16 protein-coding genes and 1 pseudogene are annotated in these 19,674 nt (G+C 64.6%); 7 read left to right on the top strand and 10 right to left on the bottom strand.

What is annotated here, in order from left to right; all coding sequences use genetic code 11:
- The first annotated feature begins 42 nt into the window (after nt 1-42).
- Complete coding sequence (locus tag RX330_RS27470) at nt 43-459, top strand: response regulator transcription factor (protein WP_317240548.1); 417 nt, start codon at nt 43-45, stop codon at nt 457-459.
- 103 nt (nt 460-562) lie between these two features.
- Complete coding sequence (locus RX330_RS27475; RefSeq protein WP_212081044.1) at nt 563-1,261, top strand: helix-turn-helix domain-containing protein; 699 nt, start codon at nt 563-565, stop codon at nt 1,259-1,261.
- A 67-nt stretch (nt 1,262-1,328) separates the two neighbouring features.
- Here the strand turns inward: RX330_RS27475 and RX330_RS27480 are convergent, their stop codons facing one another.
- Genes RX330_RS27480 through RX330_RS27495 form a run of 4 tightly spaced genes read right to left on the bottom strand, consistent with a single transcriptional unit; the run spans nt 1,329 to nt 7,206 of the window.
- On the bottom strand, nt 1,329-2,615 hold the full coding sequence (locus RX330_RS27480) for an MFS transporter (RefSeq protein WP_212081043.1): 1,287 nt from the start codon (nt 2,613-2,615) through the stop codon (nt 1,329-1,331).
- A gap of 23 nt (nt 2,616-2,638) precedes the next feature.
- Nucleotides 2,639-3,157 (bottom strand): PRC-barrel domain-containing protein, encoded by a 519-nt coding sequence (locus RX330_RS27485; protein ID WP_317240549.1) that lies wholly within the window; start codon nt 3,155-3,157, stop codon nt 2,639-2,641.
- A gap of 20 nt (nt 3,158-3,177) precedes the next feature.
- Entirely contained in the window at nt 3,178-5,382 is a 2,205-nt protein-coding gene (locus RX330_RS27490; RefSeq protein ID WP_317240550.1) for an amylo-alpha-1,6-glucosidase, read from the bottom strand.
- 60 nt (nt 5,383-5,442) lie between these two features.
- The gene (locus tag RX330_RS27495) at nt 5,443-7,206 is read right to left on the bottom strand and encodes an ABC transporter ATP-binding protein (RefSeq protein WP_317240551.1); all 1,764 of its coding nucleotides are present in this window, start codon (nt 7,204-7,206) and stop codon (nt 5,443-5,445) included.
- 273 nt (nt 7,207-7,479) lie between these two features.
- On the opposite strand from RX330_RS27495, the gene RX330_RS27500 reads away from it, so the two are divergent.
- Nucleotides 7,480-8,550: a glycosyltransferase family 4 protein gene (locus tag RX330_RS27500; protein ID WP_212081039.1), complete on the top strand. Its 1,071-nt coding sequence runs from the start codon at nt 7,480-7,482 to the stop codon at nt 8,548-8,550.
- 211 nt (nt 8,551-8,761) lie between these two features.
- On the opposite strand, the gene RX330_RS27505 is transcribed toward RX330_RS27500, so the two are convergent.
- From RX330_RS27505 to RX330_RS27525, 5 genes and pseudogenes are all read right to left on the bottom strand, one after another.
- Entirely contained in the window at nt 8,762-10,690 is a 1,929-nt protein-coding gene (locus RX330_RS27505) for an alkyl/aryl-sulfatase (protein ID WP_317240552.1), read from the bottom strand.
- Nucleotides 10,691-10,877: 187 nt separating this feature from the next.
- Nucleotides 10,878-12,119, bottom strand: a complete 1,242-nt coding sequence (locus RX330_RS27510) for a TRAP transporter large permease (RefSeq protein ID WP_410707564.1) — start codon at nt 12,117-12,119, stop codon at nt 10,878-10,880.
- A gap of 306 nt (nt 12,120-12,425) precedes the next feature.
- Nucleotides 12,426-12,854, bottom strand: a pseudogene (locus RX330_RS27515) (TRAP transporter small permease); the annotation flags it as partial.
- Between the two features lie 152 nt (nt 12,855-13,006).
- Nucleotides 13,007-14,008: a DctP family TRAP transporter solute-binding subunit gene (locus RX330_RS27520; protein ID WP_317240553.1), complete on the bottom strand. Its 1,002-nt coding sequence runs from the start codon at nt 14,006-14,008 to the stop codon at nt 13,007-13,009.
- Between the two features lie 197 nt (nt 14,009-14,205).
- Nucleotides 14,206-14,976, bottom strand: a complete 771-nt coding sequence (locus tag RX330_RS27525) for a methyltransferase domain-containing protein (protein ID WP_212081035.1) — start codon at nt 14,974-14,976, stop codon at nt 14,206-14,208.
- A gap of 164 nt (nt 14,977-15,140) precedes the next feature.
- Between RX330_RS27525 and RX330_RS27530 the strand changes: the two genes are divergently transcribed.
- From RX330_RS27530 to RX330_RS27540, 3 genes are all read left to right on the top strand, one after another.
- Nucleotides 15,141-15,884: an SDR family NAD(P)-dependent oxidoreductase gene (locus RX330_RS27530; protein ID WP_317240554.1), complete on the top strand. Its 744-nt coding sequence runs from the start codon at nt 15,141-15,143 to the stop codon at nt 15,882-15,884.
- A gap of 98 nt (nt 15,885-15,982) precedes the next feature.
- Nucleotides 15,983-16,414 (top strand): pyridoxamine 5'-phosphate oxidase family protein, encoded by a 432-nt coding sequence (locus RX330_RS27535; protein ID WP_317240555.1) that lies wholly within the window; start codon nt 15,983-15,985, stop codon nt 16,412-16,414.
- Nucleotides 16,415-16,425: 11 nt separating this feature from the next.
- Nucleotides 16,426-16,701: a hypothetical protein gene (locus RX330_RS27540; RefSeq protein WP_212081032.1), complete on the top strand. Its 276-nt coding sequence runs from the start codon at nt 16,426-16,428 to the stop codon at nt 16,699-16,701.
- A gap of 54 nt (nt 16,702-16,755) precedes the next feature.
- Here the strand turns inward: RX330_RS27540 and cax are convergent, their stop codons facing one another.
- Nucleotides 16,756-17,859, bottom strand: coding sequence for a calcium/proton exchanger (gene cax / locus RX330_RS27545; RefSeq protein WP_317240556.1), 1,104 nt, complete (start codon nt 17,857-17,859; stop codon nt 16,756-16,758).
- 411 nt (nt 17,860-18,270) lie between these two features.
- On the opposite strand from cax, the gene RX330_RS27550 reads away from it, so the two are divergent.
- On the top strand, nt 18,271-19,659 hold the full coding sequence (locus tag RX330_RS27550) for an MFS transporter (RefSeq protein WP_317240557.1): 1,389 nt from the start codon (nt 18,271-18,273) through the stop codon (nt 19,657-19,659).
- The last annotated feature ends 15 nt before the right edge of the window (nt 19,660-19,674 follow it).

Raw genomic sequence — 19,674 nt, forward strand, 5'->3', positions numbered from 1 at the left:
CAGGTCAATCCCCCGTTCCGGCGCTGTGCTAGCCTAAGCAGCATGATCGAGGTCGGTTCACATCATGAGCGGCCGTCGTCGTCAGCGCGCCGCACCGTCTATGTGGTCGATGATGACGCCGCCGTCCTGGGGTCCCTGCGGTTCCTGCTGGAGACCGACGGCTTCGCCGTGCGAACCTTCAGGAGCGGCACGGCACTGCTCAATGTCAGCGGCGCGCCCGGTCCGGACTGCTACGTCATCGACTACAAGATGCCGGGCCTCAACGGTATCGAGCTCGCCGGCCAGTTGCGCGAATCCGACCGCGACGCGCCTGTGATCCTGATCACCGGCTATCCCGACGAGAATATCTCGGCCCGGGCTGCGACGGCGGGCATCAAAGACGTGGTTTTGAAGCCGCTTCTGGACGAAAACCTCGTCAAGTGCATCCGCCATGCCATCCAGGACCGCACCCGCGCCTGACCTATGGGATTCTACGTAGGTAATCGTCCTTAAGATATCGCTCGAAATTTCCGGATGGCACAATCCAGCGTAGCAATGCTCCATCACAACGGAGATGGCGCAGATGCTCACCCAGACGATCAACACCCAGGCGATCAACACGCAGATTGTTGGCAAGATTGCCCCTGCCCATCCCGTCAGTGACCAGTTCGGTGCCGTCACCGGCCACGTCGGTCTGGTCGCCACGGAATTCTCCTACCGCAAGGACGAGGAGATCTACGGCGAGGACGAACCGTCCGAATATGTCTACCAGGTCGTGTCCGGCGCCGTGAGCAGCTACAAGCTTCTGTCCGACGGCCGCCGCCAGATTGGTGCCTTCCACCTTCCCGGCGACGTGTTCGGCCTCGAATCCGGTCCCACTCACCGCCTTGCCGCCGAAGCCATCATCGACACCACCGTGCGCCTCGTGAAACGCGCCAGCCTCGAGAAGGCCGCGGGCACCGACGTCCAGGTCGCTCGCAAGCTCTGGGCGATGACGGCCGGCGAGCTGCGCCATGCCGAAGACCACATGCTGCTGCTGGGCCGCAAGACCGCAATGGAGCGCGTTGCGACCTTCCTGCTCGAAATGGACCGCCGCCTCGCCGTTGCCGGCATGATGGCGCTGCCGATGTGCCGCCGCGACATCGGCGACTATCTCGGCCTCACGCTCGAAACCGTGTCGCGCGCGCTGTCGCAGCTTCACGCCCAGGGCATTCTCGGCTTCTCCGGCGCCCGCCAGATCGTGCTGCGCAACCGTCAGCGTCTGCAGCATCTCGACGCCTGATCTTCCTCCTCCCTACCCGCTTGGCCGGCCGAACTCGTTTCGGCCGGCCATTTTCTTTGGTCCGCGATCATGCCTTGCGCCGTGTCTCCGGCATCACGAAGAGAACTAGCAACAGCCCCGTCGCGGCAACGCCCGACAGCCCGATGAAGGCCGTGGCATTGCCGAACTTGTCGCTGACATAGCCTCCGAGCGCCGTGCTCAGTGACGCGCCGATGCCGGTGGCGGTGCCGACGATGCCCTGCGCAAGGTTGAAGTGCCCGCTGCCGAAGGCGACGTCGGCCACGATCAGCGGAATCATCACAGCGAACACTGCCGCTGTGATGCCGTCGAACACCTGCACCGCGACCAGTAAATACGGGTCGCGCACGGTCGCAAACAGCAGGCCGCGAATCATCAGCGCGCCGAATCCGATCAGAAGCAACGGCCGCCGGCCCCAGAGCTGCGCCTTGCGGCCGACCGTCGGCGACAGCAGCGCCACGATCGCTTGCGGGACGACGATGCAGAATGCGACGAGCACCGTTGCCCACTGGCTGGATCGCGCCGTCACGGCGCTTGCCATCAGCGGCATCATCGCAGCGTTCGCGAGCTGCAACAGCAGCACGCTGAGGGCGAAGACGATGAGCGGGCGCTGCCGGATCAGGTGCCAGAGATTGGTGTCGCCACGATCGGCCGCTTCAGGCGGCATCTCGCCGTGACAACGCCTGATATCGACCTCGTGCTCGCGGATGCGCGAGAGCGCGATCAGGGTCGGGATAACTAGCAGGAAGGTCACGAGGAAGACCGCCCGGCTCGACAGCAGATAGCCGACGGTCCCCATCACCGCCGCCGCGATGCCGCTGCCCAGCGAGGCGAAGCGCGCGTTGCGCCCCAGACGCTCGCCGATCGCGAGCGGGCCGACGAGACCGAGGCTGATCGCGGCGATCGCCGGGCCCAGCACGCAGCTCGCCGCCGCGTGCAAGGTGGCCGCGGCCACGACGACGGCGAAGATCGGCATCGCCGCATAGGCCAGCGCGCAGGCGCCGATCGTCGCGATAGCCAGGGCGGCGACCAGCCGCTCCGATTTCGCGGCATCGATGATCGCCCCGCCCGGCATCTGTCCGATCAACGCGACGATCCCGCCGATCGACAGCACGAGGCCGATCTCGACCTGGGTCCATTTCTGGGTGGTCAGATAGACCGCGATGAAGGGACCGAATCCGGTCTGGACGTCGGCGAGGAAGAAGATGAACCAGTCGAGACCGCGCAGGCTCTGGCGCGACGGCGCCGGAATGCCAGCGGCCGACGGCGCGGCGACGTTGTCCTGTTCAACGCGGCCGTCGCGATCCGCTCGGTTCGGCTTCCTCGACAACAGCACGGCCGGTCAGCCCTCCCCGCACCTCACTGGATCGCTTGCAGCGGTTGAAGGCTGCCGGACGCACCGAGCACGACGATCGGCGTGTCTTCCTTGTATTCGGGCGCGGCCGCGACCTGCGCCTTGGTCAATTCCAGCGTGATGCTGTCCTTCTTGTTGGCGATCTTGCCGAATCGCAGTGCGTTCCAGTCCACCACGATCTTGCGGCTGCCGACGCCGAGAAACCCGCCGAAATCGATGGCCGCGGCGCGGACATGGCCGCCGCGATCGACGACGACATCGACGATGCGGCCCATGTCCTCACCGGCAGCGCTGCGCACGTCGCGGCCGAGCACGCCGTGGGCCTCGCTGGCGCCGATGATGGTCACCGACGGCGGTGGGGCGGCGTCCTTCGGCGTGACGGGCACCGTCGAAGCCGACGGCTGGGTCGCCGGCGCATTCGCCTCGCTCGGCCCTGTGGGAGGCTCGTCTGCGGCCCGCGAGGTGGCGACCGCCAGGTTCGCGACGAGGACGATGCCAAGAATCAATGCTCCGATCGCACGCATGACGCCCTCCTTGCGCGCCGCTAGCGCGCCAGCACGATCGAGACCTGGATCTGGCCTCGCGTGCGCAACACCTCCAGCGCCACGTCGTCGCCGTGGCGGCTGACGCGAAGATCGACGCTGGATTCGCCCAGGCGAAGATCGCGCAGGATCACCTCGTGGAGGAACGTCGGCAGATGCGGGTTGCGCAGGCGAATTTCGCCGCGCGCCACGTCGAACTCCAGGCCGAGGGCCGCTTCCAGCAGTGTGAACGGCGTCGCGCTGGCCCAGGCCTGCGGCGCGCAGGCGACCGGATAGAGCGTCGGGCCGCGCCGCTTTTCGCGCCGGAAGCCGCAGAACAATTCGGGCAACCGGCGCAGGTCCATGTAGGTCGCCGCGTCGAAAAGTCCCTTGAAGACATGCGCCACCGAGTGCTTGAGGCCGTAGCGCGCAAGCCCGAGCGCGATCAGTGCGTTGTCGTGCGGCCAGATCGACCCGTCATGATAGGACATCGGGTTGTAACGCACCTCGCCTCGCGCGACGGTGCGGATGCCCCAGCCCGAGAAGAAATGCGGTCGCATCAGATCGGCCGCGACGAGGCGGGCACGGTCCTCGCGGATCATGCCGCTGAACAGGACCTGACCGGCGTTCGAGGTCCGCACCTTGCACTGCCGCTTCTTGCCGTCGAGGGCGAGCGCATAGGTGCCGAGCTCCTCGCACCAGAACGCCGCCTCGAAACGGTCGGCCAATGCCCTGGCCTCGGCCTCGAGCTTGCACGCACGGTCCGGCTTGCCGAGCCGCAAGGCGCAACGCGCGGCGAGCTGCTTGGCGGCGTAGACGTAGCCTTGGACTTCGGCGAGCGCGATATTGCCTTCCGCGAGCTTTCCGTCGGCGTGGAAGATCGCGTCATACGAATCCTTCCAGCCCTGGTTGGCCAGCCCCTTCTCGGTCGCGCGCTGGTATTCGACGAAGCCGTCCTGGTCGGGATCGCCGGGACCGTCGATCCAGGCCAGCCCCGCCTCGATTGCCGGCCATAGCTCGATCAACGTGGCCTCGTCGCCGGTGCGCTCGAAATAGCTTCCGGCCAGCAGGACGAACAGGGCGGTCGAATCCACGCTGCCGTAATATTGCGCGAACGGCACCTCGCGCAGCGCCGCCATCTCTCCGCCGCGCATCTCGTGCAGGATCTTGCCGGGCGCGGCATCGGCGAGCGGGTCCGTCGCCTTGGCCTGGAAATGCGCGAGCCGGCGCAAGACGCCCTTGGCGACGCGCGGATCGACCCACAGCATCTGGAGCGCGGTGATCAGGCCATCGCGACCGAACGTCGTCGAGTACCAGGGAATGCCGGCATAGGGATAACGCCCCTCCGGCGTCTCCGTCATCAGCATGTTGAGGTCGGCCATGGCCTGGCACAGCACCTCGTTGAAGATGTTGTTGGAGGTCTCGATGCTCGCGGCACCGATCGTGGACTGGCGCATCTCGCGGCGATGGGCGAGCAGCCCCCTGAAGAAGCGCGCAGGCTTCTCCGCGATCGGCCGGTTGCAGGACACGGCCACGAACAGCGATTCCGATTCATGCGGATCCAGTTCGATCTGCCAGGTTGCGGCATTCACCGACAGCCGCGTCGGACGCGGGTCGAAATGCAGGCCCGTGGTGCGCTCGGCGTCGTCGAGACCGCGATATTCAAACAGCACGTCGGTCGGCCCGAGCAGTTTGCTCGTGCCGGTCCCGCGGCGCGGGCGGCGCTCGCCGCGGACCTCGAACAGGTCGGCAAAATCGTTGTCGAACAGCAGCGTCAGCTCGAAGCTGGCGCGTGCGTCGCCGTGGTTCTGCACGCCGATGCGCTGATAGGCAGTGTCGCGCCACAGGAAGATCGTGCGCACGATGTGCAGCAGGTCCTTCTGAAACACCAGGTGGCCCTGACGGTAGATGTCCGGATTGGTCAGATCGACGGTCAGCGCCGAATTGTCGTCGCGCAAATTGGAACCGAGCAGCAGCGGCTGGAGATCGTCGAGCACGAGCTCCAGCCGCGCCAGATAGCGCGTGTCGCAGTGAAACAGCCCGTCCGGGCCGCCCGCGGAGGCGCCGATGTCGCCATGGCTGTCGAGCACGATGAACATGTCGTCGTGCTTGAGGGACCGCCGCGGCCGTGCCGCGGGCCCGGTCATCGGGATGTAGAACGTCTGCTCCGCGACCTGTTCCGGGGTCCGTGTCACGGAGACGAGTTGGGTTACGGCTTCGGCCGACATGAGCTGCTCCCCTGCGCTTGTTTCAAGAAACGCGACCGACTCGAGAACGCGACTGTTGGTTTACGCGGCGGCTTGCGCGAGCCGGCTCATTTCCTGCGTGACCAGCTCTCGATAGGGCCCGTGGCCCTGCATCAGGCGTTCGGGCGAACCATCTTCGATGATCTTACCATTCTTCAGCACCACCACGCGGTCGAAATTTCGCAGCGTCGCGAGCCGGTGCGCGATCGCAATCACCGTGCGCCCGCGCATCAGCCGTGACAAGGCCTCGCGGATCGCCTCTTCCGACTCGCTGTCGAGCGCCGCCGTGGCCTCGTCCAGCAGCAGGATCGGCGCGTCCTTGAGGAAGGCGCGCGCGATCGCGATGCGCTGGCGCTGGCCGCCCGACATCTTGACGCCGCGGTCGCCGACCATGGTGTCGAGGCCCTCGGGCAGGCTGTCGATGAAATCGCAGCGCGCCGCGATCGCCGCGCGAAGCACCTCGTCGTCGGTCGCGTTGGGGCGGCCGTAGCGGATGTTCTCGCGGATCGACCGGTGAAACAGGGAGATGTCCTGCGGCACGACGGAGATCGCCTCGCGGAGGCTCAGCTGCGTGACCTTCGAGATATCCTGCCCGTCGATCGTGACGCTGCCCTCGTCGACGTCGTAGAAGCGCTGCAGCAGCATGAACAGGGTCGATTTGCCGCCGCCGGACTGGCCGACCAGACCGACGCGCTGACCGGGCTGCAAGCGAAGGCTGAAGCGCTCGAAGATCTTCTCGCCGCCGGGATAGCCGAAGGTGACGTTGTTGTACGCAATCGCCGCGCCGCTCTTCACCAGCGGCTCCGCCTCGGGGTGATCGCTCAATTCGTGCGGCACCAGCAGCGTCGCGATCGCCTCGGTCAGGCGGGCGACGTGCTGGGTGACGTCGACCAACGCCACCGCAAGATCGCGCGTGGCGCTCAGGATGGAGATGCCAAGCGTACAGACCAGCACGACGTCGCCGGTGGTCGCTGCGCCCTTCTGCCAGAGCGTGACCGCCCAGGCCATCAGCGCGATCGTCAAGAGCACGGTCACAACGGCATGCAGCAACCGCAGCTTTTCCAGATAGCGCAGGCTGCGGCTTCGCGCCGTCAGTTCCCGGTTTACCGTCGCGTCGAACCGCTCGTGCTCGTGGCCGATGCCGCAGAAGGCCCGCACCAGCGGCATGTTGCTGATGACGTCGATCATCTCGCCGTCGACGACGGCGGCCTTGTCGGCGAAGTCGTCATGCAGCGGCTTGCCCGCCGCGGCGAGACGGAACATCGCAACCACCATGCCGCCGGCGATCACGGTCAGGCCGAGCGCCATGTAGGGACTGACGGTTCCAATCAGGGCGATTGCCGCAATTGTGGCAATGCATGGCGGCAATACGTTCCAGACGAACATGTTCTCGACCGTGAACACCGCGTTCGACGTCGCCGTGATGCGGCTCGTCAGCATGCCCGGCATCCGGTCGGAGAAGTAGCTCGGCGCGTGTCCGGTCAGATGACGAAATATGTCACGGCGTAAATCACCCGTGACACCGACGAAGGTGAAGCTCGCCGTCCAGCTCGCGATCCGCCACAGGAAGTTGTCGGCGGCAATGAGCGACATGAGTAAAATGAATGCCAGCCATACGTTCCCGCCCTGTGATGGCCCTGCGGACAGGCTGTCGACCAACGATTTGACGCCGTACTGGGTGCCCACGGAGCAGGCAACTGCTGCCACGACAGCGGTCAGGATCACCAGATGCGAGGCGAGACGACGCCGGAGATAGCGCAAGACAAAGGCAAATGGCCTGCGCGCGTATCCAGAAAGCTGATCCATATGGCTATCGCCCCGTTATGCTGGTTCTTCGTTTTGTTACTGATCGACTGAACATCGACCTCTTCGCCTCGGTTCCCGGGCCGGGCGATCACGACATGCGGATGCGGACGATCTGAGAAGATGTAGTGGCAGCATCGCGACGGCCCGCAGACGTGTCGAATATGTAACGTTCGCAGGAAGGAACTTCGCAACTGCGGGAACGTTCCCTTGTCTGGCATGCCGGTGCCGTACTGGCGGGGGTTCAACTTTCATGATCGCAGAGGAGATGGTGAGATGCGCATCGCGCAGGTAGCTCCGTTGACGGAGGCTGTTCCACCCAAGCTGTATGGCGGCACCGAGCGGGTGGTGCATTGGTTGACGGAAGAGTTGGTAGCCCTCGGGCACGATGTGACCTTATTCGCCAGCGGCGATTCGCAGACGTCAGCCAAGCTGGATGCGCTGTGGCCCCGGGCGCTCCGTCTCGACGGTTCCGTGCGCGATCCCAATGCGCTGCACATGGTGCTGCTGGAACGCGTGCGGCAAAAATGTGACGACGAGGAGTTCGACTTCCTCCACTTCCATCTTGATTACTATCCCTGGTCGCTGTTCCACCGGCAGCCGACACCATTCCTGACCACGCTGCACGGCCGGCTCGATCTGCCGGAGCACCAGCCGGTCTTCAACACCTTCTCCAAGATGCCGGTCATCTCGATTTCCAACGCGCAGCGACGGCCGGTGCCGCAGGCCAATTGGGTGACGACAATTCATCACGGCCTTCCCGAGAACCTGCTGACACCGAAGCCAGTGAAGCAGGAATACCTCGCCGTTCTCGGCCGCATCGCGCCCGAGAAGGGCGTCGACCGCGCCATCAAGATCGCGACCCATTGCGGCATTCCGCTGAAGATCGCAGCCAAGGTCGATCGTGCCGATCAGGAATATTACGACGAGCTGATCCGGCCGATGATCGAGAACAATCCACTGGTGGACTTCATCGGCGAGATCAGCGATCACGAGAAGTCGGACTTCCTGAGCGGCGCGCTCGGACTTCTGCTGCCGATCGACTGGCCGGAGCCGTTTGGCCTCGTCATGATCGAAGCGATGGCCTGCGGAACGCCGGTCGTCGCCTTCAACCGCGGCTCGGTGCCGGAGATCATCGACGATGGCCTCACCGGTTTCATCGTCGAGGACGTCATCAGTGCCGCGGGGGTAGTGAACCGCCTTTCGCAGCTCGATCGCGCAGCGATCCGCAAGCAGTTCGAGACGCGCTTCACGGCGCGGCGAATGGCGCTGGACTATCTCGCGGCCTATCGCAGCCTCGCCGAGGAACAGGCGCCGCGGATCAAGCTGGTGAGCAGCGCGGAGTAAGAGGACGCTGCTGCCGCTGCATCGCGGCTCCCCGTCGAAGCGCCCTCTCCCCTTGTGGGAGAGGGCTCAAGAACCTTCCGACATACTCGCTTGGGTGAGGGGTTGCTTCCGCAGAGAACTCTTCTCGGTAGAAAGAGCCCCCTCATCCGGCGCTTCGCGCCACCTCCTCCCACAAGGGGAGACGGAAGAAGCCGGCGGCGCTCCACCCGCCCTACTTCACCACCGCCCGCTTCGGTTCGACGATCTCGAACATTCTCGGGAATTCATCCATCAGGCCCATCAGCTCGGCGAGCCTCATCGGGTTGCCTGACAGCTTGATCTTGCCGGATGCGACGGCTTCCGGAAAGCTCGTCAGCTTGGCAATCACCTCGTCGAGCGTAGCGCGCGCCAGCGTGAAGCTGGCATCGGCCCCTTCCGTCTGCACGCCCTCGGTGTAGGTGAGCGCGCAGTTCTCCAAATTGAGCACGAAGATCTCGCCGGTGTCGGAGAAGCTCCAGTTCAAGACGATGTGCTTGCCTTCCGCCTTGGGGCCGTTGAGGCGAATACCCAGCACATCCCAGAGCTGGGAGGTGCGAAGCGCCGCCAGCGTCTCGCGCGGCATTGGCGGGCGCGCCGGCACTTTCGGCATGCCCAGGCGCAATTCCTGCGCACCGAACAGATAGGCGTTGCGCCAGGTCGCGCTTTCCGCGGCGTAGCCGAGCTGCTCCAGCGTGTCGGCGAGCAGACCACGCGCCGCCGCATTGTCGGGCTCGGCGAAAACGAGATGGCCGAGCACTTGGGCCACGAAACGAAACTCCCCCGTCTCGAAATCCGCAGTCGCCCGCGCGAGGATCGCATCCGCTCCGCCCATATACTCGACGTACTTCTTGGCTGACTCCACCGGCGGCAGCGGATCGAGGTTGACCGGGTTGGCGTCGTACCAGCCGAGATATTTCTGATAGATCGCCTTCACATTGTGCCGGATGTGGCCGTAATAGCCGCGGCCGTGCCAGGCACCTTCCAGGCTCTTCGGCAACTGGATCGTCTCCGCGATCTCGGAGGCGGTGAGGCCGTGGTTCATCAGGCGGATGGTCTGGTCATGCGCGAATTTGTAGAGGTCGCGCTGCTGCCGGATCATCGTGCCGATGCGCTCAGCTCCCCACACCGGCCAGTGATGCTGACCGCACATCGCCTCCGCCTTGCCATCCCAGAGCTGCAGGGCCTCGTTCAGATATTTCGACCAGGCCAGCGCGTCGCGCACGTCGGATCCGCGAAACGGCAACAGATTATGGAAATTGTGCGTGCAGTTCTCGGCGAGGTTCAACAGCTTGTAGCGCGGGATGAAGAAGTGCATCTCCGCCGGGGCTTCGCTGTTCGGCGCCATCTGAAATTCGAACTCGACGCCGTCGATGACGCGCGTGTCACCCGTCGCCATGATCAGGTCGGTGGGGCGCAGCAGCGCGACCGATCCTGCAGCCATCGACTTGCCGAGCCCGCAATCGACCTGCCCGCGCGCACCTTTTGCGAGCAGCGGGCCGAACTGGTACTGCGCCCGGCGCAACATTGCGGGTCCCGCAATGATATTCTCGGAGACGGCATGCTCCATGAACAGGTTCGGCGCGATGATCGGCACGCGTCCAGCGGCAAGTGCGTCCTCCTCCAGCACGCCGCGCGCGCCGCCCCAATGGTCGGTGTGGGTGTGCGTGAAGATGACGGCGGCAACCGGCTTCGAACCTCGATGCCTGAAATAGAGATCGAGCGCGGCACGGGCGCCTTCGGTCGAGGTCAGGGTGTCGACGACGATGACGCCGTTGTCGCCTTCGATCAGCGTCATGTTGGCGATGTCGAGCCCGCGCACCTGGTAGACGCCGGGCACGACCTCGAACAGGCCGTGCTGCATGTTGAGCCGCGACTGTCGCCACAGGCTCGGATTGACGGTGGGCGGCGCCTCTTCGGTGGACAGGAAGCCGTAAGGCGCAAGACTCCAGACCGTCCGGCCTTGCGGGTTCGTGATCTCTGCATTCTCGATCGTGCCGAGAAAGCCGCGCGTGGCATCGTCGAAATCCCGCGTGTCGGAGAACGGCAGCGCGTTCAGCATGGCCTCGTGCCGTGCGATGACGGAGGGCGAGGCGTCCTTGGGTTCACTGCTGTGCTCGATCATGCTTGCTCCTCCGCGAAGGTCTTCTCTTTCCTTCTTCCCTTGTGGGAGAAGGTGGCGCGAAGCGCCGGATGAGGGGTATATCTCCGCGAGCTCAACGAGAGCTGGGCGAGCGGAGAGAGACCCCTCACCCGTCTCGCGGCTACGCGGCGAGCCACCCTCTCCCACACAAGGGGAGAGGGTTAAGCAACTACATCCCCAGCAGTCTCGGCAGCCACAGCGACAGACCGGGCCAATACGTCACCACCACGAGGAATCCCAGCATGGTGAGGAGCCATGGCCACACCGCGACCGTGAGCTCGGTGATGCCCATCTTGGCGATGCCTGAGGCGACGTAGAGGTTGAGGCCGACAGGCGGATGGCACAGGCCGACCTCCATGTTGACCGTCATCAGGATGCCGAAATGGATGGGATCGATGCCGAGCTTGACCGCGACCGGAAACAGGATCGGGGCCAGGATCAGGATGATCGAGGACGGCTCCATCACGTTGCCCGCCACCAGCAGCAGCAGGTTGACCAGCAGCAGGAAGCCGATCCACCCAAGACCCAGGTCGATCATCCATTGCGCGAGCGCTTGCGGCACGTTCTCGTAGGTCATCAGGAACGAGAACAGCACCGCGTTGGTGATGATGTAGAGCAGCATCGCCGAGAGGTTCGCCGATGACAGCAGAACGCGCGGCACGTCGCGCAGCTTCAGATCCTTGTATATGAACACTGCGACGATGAATGCGTAGACCGCGCTGACGGCGGCAGCTTCGGTCGGCGTGAACAGGCCGCTGTAGATGCCGCCGATCACGATCACGATCAGCAGGATGCCCCAGATCGACTTGCGGAATGCGTCGAGACGCTCGAGGAAGGTCGCCTTGCGCATCCGTGGATAGTTGTTGCGCCAGGCGCGATAGAACGTCGTCATGCCGAGCAGCGTGGCGAGCGCAAGACCCGGCACGATGCCGGCGATGAACAGCTTACCCACCGAGGTGTTGGTGGAGACGGCATAGAGAACCATCGGGATCGACGGCGGAATGAGGATTCCGAGCGAGCCCGACGTCGTGATCACGCCCGCGCCGAACCGCTTCGGAAACCCCTGCGCCACCATCGCGGGAAGGATCACCGAGCCGATCGCGACCACGGTCGCCGGCGAGGAGCCGGAGATCGCGGCAAACAGCGCGCACGCGACCACCCCCGACAGCGCGAGACCGCCGTACCAATGGCCGACCAGCGAGGTTGCAAACGCGATCATCCTGCGCGCCACGCCGCCATGGGTCAGGAAGTTGCCGGCGAGGATGAAGAACGGGATCGCCATGATCTCGAAATTCTCGATGCCGGTGAACAGCTTCAGCGCCACCGATTCGGTTCGCACGTCGGTCAGCGTGAACATGAAGCTCAGCACGGTGAGACCAAGTGCGATCGAGATCGGCATGCCCGTCAGCATCAACGAGAGCAGAAGCGCGAACACGATGAGGACGCGCAGGCCCTGCGGGAGCGTAATGACATGGCCCGCATGGGCGACGCACAGCGCGACGATCAGGACCGGCAGCAGCATCAGGATCCAGCCGAGCGGGCTGCGCTCGTCGCGGACGACCTGGCTATGCGTGACCGGCGCGGGATGCACCGGATCGGCCTCGACGCCCTCGACGCCAGCCATGTCGTGATGCGGAAGTTCGCCGGTGCGGTAGAACGACCAGGCGACCTGCAGGAAACGGAAGCACATCAGGCCGGAGCCGATCGGGATGGTGAGATAGACCATCCACATCGGCGCTTCGAGGTCGTTAGACTGCTGGCCGCTCTGCCACATGTGGCTGACGAAGGCAGCCCCGAAATAGCCGACGATGGCGGTGAAAAGCGCGCCGCACAGAAGGCCGAAGGTGATGACGCGGCGGCGCGATCCGCCGGGAAGGATATTGACGAGCACGTCGACGCCGACATGGATGCCGGTCCGCACGCCGTAAGCGGCGCCGAACTTCGCCATCCAGATGAACATGTAGATGCAGAGCTCCTGCGCCCAGGACAGGTCGAGCGCGGCAAGCCAGACGAACGCCGCACGTGCCGGGACGGCCAGGAAGGCCAGGTTGCGGGCTTCGGCCCATTTGGCGATGTCGATCGACAATCCGGCCCCGTAACGGTGCAGCACGGCGACGAAGATGAGCGACGTTGCGGCCGCGATCATCGTCGCGATCAGCCACTCCTCGAGATGATCGAGAAAACGATTCAGTGCGCGCAGCAACTTGATCCCCCCAGCATTGGCTCGTCCATTCGGATGCGAAACGGCCGGGAGTGCGTTCACCCCCGACCGTCGTTGTCATTTCTGACAGGCGGCCGTCAGTTCATCTTGACGTCGAGTTCCTTGGCGACGAGGTCGAGCACCTCCTGCCCGACCCGGCCCTTCGCCCATTTGTAGGTCGGCTGCATCGCCTCCTGCCACGCCTTGCGATCGGCGTCTGTGAGGTAGTGCAGCGTGGTCTTGCCTGTCTTCTTGATCTCGGCCAGCGCGTCCTCGTTCTCCTGGCGCGCGATCGAGTTGGTGTAGTCGGTGGCCTCCGCCATCGCCTTGTCCAGTTGGGTGCGGATATCGGGCGGCAGACCAGACCAGAACTTCGAATTGACGATGACGGCATATTGCAGATGCGCATGATAGGACACGGTGATGTCCTTCTGCACCTCGTAGAACTTCTGCGTCAGGTAGTTGGATGCCGTGTTCTCGCATCCGTCGACCACGCCGGTCTGCAGCGCCTGGTAGACTTCGGAGAACGCCATGATCTGCGGAATCGTACCGACGAGGCGGAAATACTGGTCGGCGACCTTGGATCCCGAGATGCGAAACTTCAGGCCCTGGAAATCCGTCGGCTTTATCAGCGGACGATTCGAGGAGACCATGTGGAAGCCGTTGTCCCAGTAAGCGAGGCCGGTGATGCCCTTGGCCTCGAGCTTCTGGAACAGCCACTTGCCGATCGTGCCCTTGATCGCGTTGGAATAGGTCTGGTCGTCCTTGAACAGCCAGGGCAGGTCGAGCGCCTCGAACTCCTTGATGCCCAGCGGCGCGAATTTCGCGGTCGAGGGCGCGAGCATGTGCACCGAGCCGAGCTGGAGCGCCTCGATCTCCTCCTTGTCTTTGTAGAGCGATGAGTTCGGGTAGACTTCGACCTTGACCTTGCCGTCGGCGTATTTCTCAGCGAGCTCCTTGAACTTCAGCGCGCCCTTCCCCTTCGGGGTGTCGTTGGCGACGACGTGGCTGAACTTGATGACGATCGGAGCTTGGGCTTGCGCAACGACAGGGGCCAGAACGAGCGCAGCCGCCGCGACCGCGAGAAGCAGTTTGCGCATGAAGACCTCCCCAACAACCTCGAGAATCGGGCTCTTCTTGTTTTGCAGGCCAGTCGTGGCAGCTATCCGCAAGCCGAACAACTAGACCTAAGCCCAATTTGCCGCAGCCAAGCTATCTTGACGGGTGCGGTCAGCGCAACCCGACCCTCGCGTCCGTCCAAGGGAACGAGCGCTTATGTCGCATTGCGGCAGCGCCCTTAGCCCTTGCGCTGAGCAACAATGAAGAGGCGCCGGAACGGGAAAAGGGTCTGCCCCGCCGCATTCCTCGGATAGGCTTTCGCAACGCGCGCGCCATAGGCGGCTTCGAACGCCATCTTCTCCTCGCCTGCGAGCACGTCGAGATAACGCGTCAGCCAGGTCCCCTTGGTCCATTCCTTGACGGGGTTCTCGCCTTCGAGCACTTGCAGATATTCGGTCTCCCAGATGTCGATGCTGGCCGACATCGGCGCGAGAATATCGTGATAGAAGGCCGGCCCCTCGACCGGCGGCGGCGTGACGAGATGTTCCAGCTTGGACCGCCACGGACCATCGAGCGCGGTCTCGCCGATCAGCACATGCGATGGCGCGGTAAAATTGCGCGGCATCTGCACGGCAAGCATGCCGCCGGGCATCACCTTCTCCATCACCGCCGGGAACAGAGCCGCGTGATCGGGCAACCAGTGCAGTGCGGCATTGGAATAGATCAAGTCGTATTGCTTGACGGGGCGCCAATGGCCGAGGTCTTGGTGCAACCATTCCACATCCGGCGCGGCCTTGCGCCCGGCCGCGACCATCTCGGCCGACCCCTCGACGCTTGTCACGCTTGCCTCGGGCCAACGCTCCTTGATCAGTTTCGTCACGTTGCCGGCGCCAGCTCCGAGATCGGCGATGGCCCGCGGCGCAATATCCGGAATCCGCAGCAACAGGTCGACGGCGGGCCGCAGCCGGTGGCCGGAGAATTTCAGGTATTGCTGCGGATCCCAGACCATCGCCCGACGCCTTCTCTTTTTCGTTTTCCTTCGCCAAGGCTCTTGTCCTTCGGCCAGCCTCTTGGTTACCACTGCTCGTCCGGGTCGGGCAATTCGCAAAGCCCGCGGGCACAGGGCGGAAAACGAACAGCACAAAGCAAGCAAGACCAAGAGAGCGTGCGACCATGGACCTCGGGCTCAAATCGAAAACCGCTGTCGTCACCGGCGCGAGCATCGGCATCGGCCGCGCCATCGCCAAGGGCCTCGCCGCCGAAGGCGTGCGTGTCGTCGGCGTGGCGCGCCGCGCCGATCTGCTTGCCGAGCTGGTGAAAGAGGTCGGCGGCGGCTTGATCGTCCCGTTCGCGCAGGACGTGATGGCCAAGGACGCCGCCGAGACCATCGCAGCGTTCGCGCTCAAGGAGTTCGGCCATGTCGACATCCTCGTCAACAATGCCGGCGGCAGCCGTCCCCTGCCCGTCGATGCGCCCGACGGCAAATGGGACGAGGCGATCGCGCTCAACTTCACCAGCTACCGCCGGATCGCCCATGCGCTGCTGCCGCAGATGATCGCGCGCAAATGGGGTCGCATAGTCAACATCACCGGCAAGTCCGAGCCGGAGGGCCTCAACGCCGCCTTCGCCGCCAAAGCCGCCGTACACGCCTGGGCCAAGGGTCTGTCACGCGAGATCGGCAAGCACGGCATCACCATCAATTGCATCCCGCCCGGCCGCATCATGAGCGAGCAGATCCGCCGCAATTACCCTCCGGATTATCGGGAGCGCTTTGCCGAGGAGGAGATCCCGGTCGGCTATTGGGGCGAGCCGGAAGATCTGGCCGCCCTCGCGGTGTTTCTGGCCTCGCCGGTGGCACGGTACATCACGGGCACGGTGATCCCGGTGGATGGCGGCCTGCGGAGGTATCAGTTCTAGGAGTTCATGCGATGCGTTCGGCGGCGCGGACTTCGTCCTCAGCTTCAGGGAACATGGGCCCAATCCAGTCGTTGCCTCCACTCACTGGAGGAAAGTTCATGCCAAAGACATCGCGCGCTGAGATCGCAAAGGCGATGGCCGGCATCGACATCGCCATTTTGTCGACCCATACCGAGAATGGCGAGATTGCCAACCGTCCCATGAGCAACAACGGCGACGTCGCCTACGACGGCACCTCGTACTACTTCACCTACGAACAGGCACGAACGGTATCGGACATCCAACGAAATCCCAAGGTAGCGCTCGGATTCTCCTCGGAAGCTGGCCTTTTCTCTGAGGGTATCTACGTCGCCGTAGAAGGGACTGCGGAACTGATCCGGGACAAGGCGGCCTTCCAGCAGCACTGGACCAGCGATCTCGACAAGTGGTTCGACCGCGGCATCGATACGCCAAGCATCGTTCTGATCAAGGTGAAGGCCAACCGCGTGACCTACTGGAAGGGCCGCGAAGAAGGCGAGGTCGCGCTCTGATCGGCTGGGTCGTGCGGCGCCTGTTCGATTGCCTCTTCCGTAACCGCGAAACCGGCGCGATCACCATCGCTCAGTGGCCCAACCTCGTTCTTTGGACCGTGATCTTCGCGGCAGTTCTGCTTTGGATCTGGCCGTCCGCGGGCAAGGCCAGCCTCGGCCTGACGATCATCGTGAAAGGCGGGCTCATCATCTGGGGCGCCGACGAGATCATCCGCGGCGTGAATCCCTGGCGGCGCTGTCTGGGCGCCGCCGTCATCGTCTATCAGGTTGTGACCCTCCTGCCCTGAAAGCGGGAAGTCATCGCTGGGCGGCGCCTCTCGCCTATGACGGTCGAGCGAACATCATCCCTGGCCCGCCGGCGGGACGACATACAGCGTCAACGCAAAGACCGCGTAGATGAGAATCATCAGCGCGCCGACGAACCAGGCCGAGCGCCCGCTGGACGTGATGAAGGCCGATGTCACCGTCGCGATCATTATCATGGTGACGGCGCCCGGCCAGAACTGCAGGTCCATCGGCTTCGGCCCCACGACATAGCTGAGCAGCACCAGCGCTGGTGCGACGAACAGCGCGATCTGCGAGGCGCTGCCGAGCGCGATGCTGACGGCCATGTCGAGCCGGTCCTTGCGGGCCGCGGCGAAGGCCACCGCGAATTCGGCGGCGGCGCCGACCAGCGAGACGACGATGAAGCCGACGAAGGCCGGGCTCATTCCGAAGGTTTCCGCCGCCTTCTGCACCGATTCAACGAAGATCTCGCTGACCAGCGCGACCAGCACGGTGACGACCAGCAGCGTGCCGACGGCTATTCCGATCGGCCAGTGCACCTCCTTGTTGTCGTCGCCGTGACCGGCGCTGGCGAACAATTCCTTATGCGTTCGCAGCGAAAACAACAGGCCGAGCCCGTAAGCAACGATGAGCAGGACCGAAATGCCAAGGCTGAGCTTGTTGAGGGTGCCCCCGCCCTGCGGCAGGTGGTCGAGATCGGCGACCGCCGAGGGCGCAAGCAGGGCGACGGTCGCCATGAGCAGCAGGCCGGACGAAAGCCGCGCACCAGCGCGGTTGTATTGCTGCACGTGATAGCGCAGGCCGCCGAGCAGCAGGCAGGCGCCCAGCATGAACACCGCGTTGGTGACGATCGCACCCGCGATCGAGGCCTTCACCAGCATGTACTGGCCGGCCCGCAGGGCCGTAATGGCGATGATCAGTTCGGTCAGATTGCCGAGGGTAGCATTGAGCAATCCGCCCACGGCATCGCCGGTCTTGGCGGCGACCGCCTCGGTGGCGTGGCTGAGCAGCGCCGCCAGCGGGACGATGGCCAGCACCGCGAGCACGAACAGCAGCGTGTGGGAATGCGGCACCACCGCCTCGGCTATCAGCACGATGGGCACGAAGCCCAGCATCCAGAGCAATGGGGTATTGCGGATTTCCCTGAGCAGAGTCTGCATGTGGCCCCTTCCAACGATGCGCTGATGGAAAGGTCGGGCGGCCGCACAGGTCGAGTGTTGATCTGTCTCAACGTCGGCGTGGTGGAGACGGCGCGCGCAGGCGCGCATGCGGTCTGCTGCCGGCCGATCGCCGGCACGTTCGAATCCTGCCAGTGTTTTGCCCGACGTGTCAATTTGATTGCGACCGCGCTCGACGTTGCGACCCGGCGGGAAAATGCTTTATCGATCAAAGGGCCTCCTACTGTGCATGGGGTTGTTTTTCGATTTTTGTTTTGGCCTCGCCCTGCACTCGCAGCGCCGCAGCATCGCCTGACCTTCGCGCATACACAGCATGCAAGCGTGCGCCTGTGGAAGCCGGCGCCGCCGTAGTACATGCCGAACGTCCCGCCGCCGGAGCAGCGCGCCAACGAAATGACAATCACGTTACCTGCCGCCGCGCGCGAGCCCAATCCTCCCAGCACCGATGGCCTCCCGGCCGCGCAGCGGCGCTGGGCGATCGCCGCGATCTTCACTGCGCTGGCGATGGCCTCGCTCGACACCGCGATCGCCAACATCGCCCTGCCCGCGATTGCCGCCGACCTGCACGTCACGCCGGAGCAGTCGGTCTGGGTGGTCAACGTCTACCAGATCGCGTTGGTGGCGACGCTGCTGCCGCTCGGGGCGCTCGGCGAGATCGTCGGGCACCAGCGCATCTATCTCGGCGGCCTCATCCTGTTCACCATCGCCTCGCTGTTCTGCGCGGTGGCATGGTCGCTGGACAGCCTGCTCGTCGCGCGCACCCTGCAGGGCTTGGGGGCGAGCGGCATCATGAGCGTCAACACGGCGCTGGTACGCTTCGTCTATCCCGGAAGGATGCAGGGCCGCGGCTTCGGCTATAATGCGCTGGTGGTCGCGACCGCCTTCACCTTCGGACCCTCGATCGCCTCGGCGATCCTGGCGCTCGGCCCGTGGCCGTGGCTGTTCGCCGTCAACATCCCGTTCGGCCTGGTCGCGATCGGCATCGGCTTTGCGATGCTGCCGAAGACACCGCGCGCGGATCACGGTTTTGACTTTCTCGGCGCGATTCTCGCCTCGGCCTGCCTCGGCCTGTTCATCACCGGCATCGGCAGCGCCGCGCATAATCTGTCGCCGGTGGTCGTGGGCATCGAGCTGGTCACGGCACTCGTGCTCGGAATCATCCTGACGCGCCGCCATGCCGACCATCCCGCGCCGATGCTGCCGATCGATCTGTTCAGCCGGCCGATGTTCGCGCTGTCGGCGGCGACGGCGGTGTGCTCCTTCGCGGTGCAGGGTCTCGCCTTCGTCTCGCTGCCGTTCTATTTCGAGGACGTGCTTGGCCGCTCCCAGGTCGAGACCGGCTTCTTCATGACACCATGGCCGCTGGTGGTCGGCATCATGGCGCCGATCGCCGGACGCCTGTCCGATCGCCACTCAGTCGGCCTGCTCGGCGGCATCGGGCTCGTGCTGCTCGGCCTCGGCATGGCGCTGCTCGCGACGCTGCCGGCCAATCCCGCCATCCTCGACATCATCTGGCGAATGATGATCTGCGGCATGGGATTCGGCTTCTTCCAGGCGCCGAACATGAAGGCGGTGATGGGAAGCGCGCCGCCGCATCGCAGCGGCAGCGCCTCCGGCATCGTCGCCACCGCGCGCTTGACCGGGCAGACCACGGGCGCCGCGCTCGCGGCGGCCTGTTTCGCGCTCGCGGGCCACGAGGGCGCGACATTGGCGCTGGCCCTCGGCGCGGGCTTTGCCGCGCTCGGCAGCGTGATGAGCTTTTTGCGGCTGGCGGTGAAGTAAGCTCTCGAGCCAGGT

The sequence above is a fragment of the Bradyrhizobium sp. NDS-1 genome (assembly GCF_032918005.1).
GTDB classification, from domain to species: Bacteria; Pseudomonadota; Alphaproteobacteria; order Rhizobiales; family Xanthobacteraceae; genus Bradyrhizobium; species Bradyrhizobium tunisiense.